Source organism: Paraburkholderia sp., assembly GCF_034668105.1.
GTDB lineage: Bacteria > Pseudomonadota > Gammaproteobacteria > Burkholderiales > Burkholderiaceae > Paraburkholderia.
On record NZ_JAXDPY010000602.1, the window covers coordinates 1 to 2533 of the forward strand.

Genomic DNA, 2533 nt, shown 5'->3' on the forward strand with positions numbered 1-2533 from the left:
GAGGTTCGCGCCGACGGAATCGTGCGGGCTCACCGACTTGCGGCGCGACAGCTCCCACGTGCGGGCGCTGTAACGGAACGGCTTGCTGGTCAGCGCGCCGACCGGGCACAGATCGATCATATTGCCCGACAGTTCGGAGTCGACCGTCTTGCCGACGAACGACGTGATTTCCGAATGCTCGCCGCGACCCAGCATGCCGAGCTCCATCACGCCGGCGACTTCCTGGCCGAAGCGGACGCAACGCGTGCAGTGAATGCAACGCGACATTTCTTCCATCGAGATCAGCGGGCCGACGTTCTTGTGGAACACCACGCGCTTTTCTTCGCTATAGCGCGACGCCGACTTGCCGTAGCCCACGGCCAGATCCTGCAACTGACACTCGCCGCCCTGATCGCAGATCGGGCAATCCAGCGGGTGGTTGATCAGCAGAAATTCCATCACGGCTTGCTGACCCTTCACTGCCTTATCGGACTTGGTGCGCACGATCATGCCCGCCGACACCGGCGTGGCGCAGGCAGGCACGGCCTTCGGCATCTTTTCGACATCGACCAGACACATCCGGCAGTTGGCCGCAATCGACAGCTTCTTGTGATAGCAGAAGTGAGGAATATACGTGTCGACCTTATGCGCAGCCTGGATCACCATGCTGCCTTCAGGCACCTCTACTTTCTTGCCGTCTATTTCAAGTTCAACCATGATGGTCAATCTTCCTTAACCTGTTACCGCTCAATCGTTCGCCCTGTTCATCGCCCGTTTCAGGCGGTGAATCCCGCGGATGAGGTGTTCTGGTGCGCTATCTAGCGTACTTATCTGGGCACTCAAGCAGCCACTGTTTCCGACGCCGCTGCCGCACCGGCGTGACCGCCGACGAGGCAATGCTTGTGAGCGACGTGGTATTCGAATTCGTCCCAGTAGTGCTTGAGCATGCCGCGAACCGGCATGGCCGCCGCATCGCCGAGCGCGCAAATCGTGCGGCCCATGATGTTCTCAGCAACCGAGTTCAGCAGATCCAGATCTTCCGGACGGCCTAGGCCGTGTTCGATACGATGCACGACGCGATACAGCCAGCCGGTGCCTTCGCGGCACGGCGTGCACTGACCGCACGACTCTTCGTAATAGAAATACGACAGACGCAGCAGCGAACGCACCATGCAACGCGTCTCGTCCATCACGATCACCGCGCCCGAACCGAGCATCGAGCCAGCCTTGGCGATCGAGTCGTAGTCCATGTCGGTGTGCATCATCATTTCGCCCGGGATCACCGGTGCCGACGAGCCGCCAGGAATCACGGCCTTGATCTTCTTGCCGCCGCGCATGCCGCCGGCCAGTTCCATCAGCGTCGCGAATGGGGTGCCGAGCGGAATTTCATAGTTGCCCGGACGCTCGACGTCGCCTGCGACCGAGAAAATCTTCGTGCCGCCGTTGTTCGGCTTGCCGATCTCGAGGTAATTCTGCGGACCGATCGCGAGCAGGAACGGCACCGCGGCGAACGTCTCGGTGTTGTTGATCGTGGTCGGCTTGCCATAGACGCCGAAGCTCGCCGGGAACGGCGGCTTGAAGCGCGGCTGGCCTTTCTTGCCTTCGAGCGACTCGAGCAGCGCGGTTTCTTCGCCGCAAATGTAGGCGCCGTAGCCGTGATGCGCATGCAGTTCGAACGAGAAGCCCGAACCCATGATGTTGTCGCCGAGAAATCCGGCGCGGCGAGCTTCGTCCAACGCGTGTTCAAAGCGTTTGTAGACTTCCCAGATTTCGCCGTGGATATAGTTGTAGCCGACCGTGATGCCCATCGCGTACGCGCCAATGGCCATGCCTTCAATCAGCGAATGCGGATTGAAGCGCAGGATGTCGCGATCCTTGAACGTGCCCGGTTCGCCTTCGTCCGAATTGCAAACGAGGTACTTCTGCCCCGGGAACTGACGCGGCATGAAGCTCCACTTCAGGCCGGTCGGGAAGCCCGCACCGCCACGGCCGCGCAGACCCGACGCCTTGACGTCGGCGATCACCTGCTCGGGCGGAATCTTTTCTTCCAGAATGCGGCGCAGCTGGGCGTAACCGCCGCGCGCCACATAGTCTTCGAGATGCCAGTTGTCGCCGTTCAGGCCAGCGAGAATCAGCGGTTTGATGTGACGATCGTGTAAAGACGTCATTTCGAAAGTTCCTCGAGCAGCTGGTCGATCTTCGCGCGGCTCATGAAGCTGCACATGCGATGGTTGTTCACCAGCATCACCGGCGCATCGCCGCACGAGCCCATGCACTCACCTTCTTTCAAGGTGAACTTGCCGTCAGCCGTGGTTTCGCCGAAGTCGATGCCGAGCTTCTGCTTCAGATATTCAGCGGCGCTGTCGGAGCCGCCGTCCGGGCCGAGTTGGCACGGCAGGTTCGTGCAGAGCGTGATCTTGTACTTGCCGACCGGCGAGGTCTCGTACATCGTGTAGAAGGTAGCCACCTCCTGCACGGCGACTGCCGGCATGCCGAGATAGTCCGCGACGAACTGCATGAGTTCGGGCGACAGCCAGCCGTGCTCTTCCTGAGC

General features: G+C 60.8%; 3 protein-coding genes. All 3 read right to left on the reverse strand.

Annotation, left to right across the window (positions count from 1 at the left end; all coding sequences use genetic code 11):
* Positions 1-696, reverse strand: a 696-nt coding sequence (locus tag QOC89_RS26580; RefSeq protein WP_323047753.1) for a 2Fe-2S iron-sulfur cluster-binding protein, incomplete at its 3' end; no start/stop codon positions are given.
* Positions 697-818: 122 nt separating this feature from the next.
* Positions 819-2147: an NADH-quinone oxidoreductase subunit NuoF gene (nuoF, locus tag QOC89_RS26585; RefSeq protein ID WP_323047754.1), complete on the reverse strand. Its 1329-nt coding sequence runs from the start codon at positions 2145-2147 to the stop codon at positions 819-821.
* Positions 2144-2533 (reverse strand): NADH-quinone oxidoreductase subunit NuoE (nuoE, locus tag QOC89_RS26590; RefSeq protein WP_323047755.1); only part of this gene is annotated, 390 nt, incomplete at its 5' end. The genes nuoE and nuoF, both read right to left, overlap by 4 nt.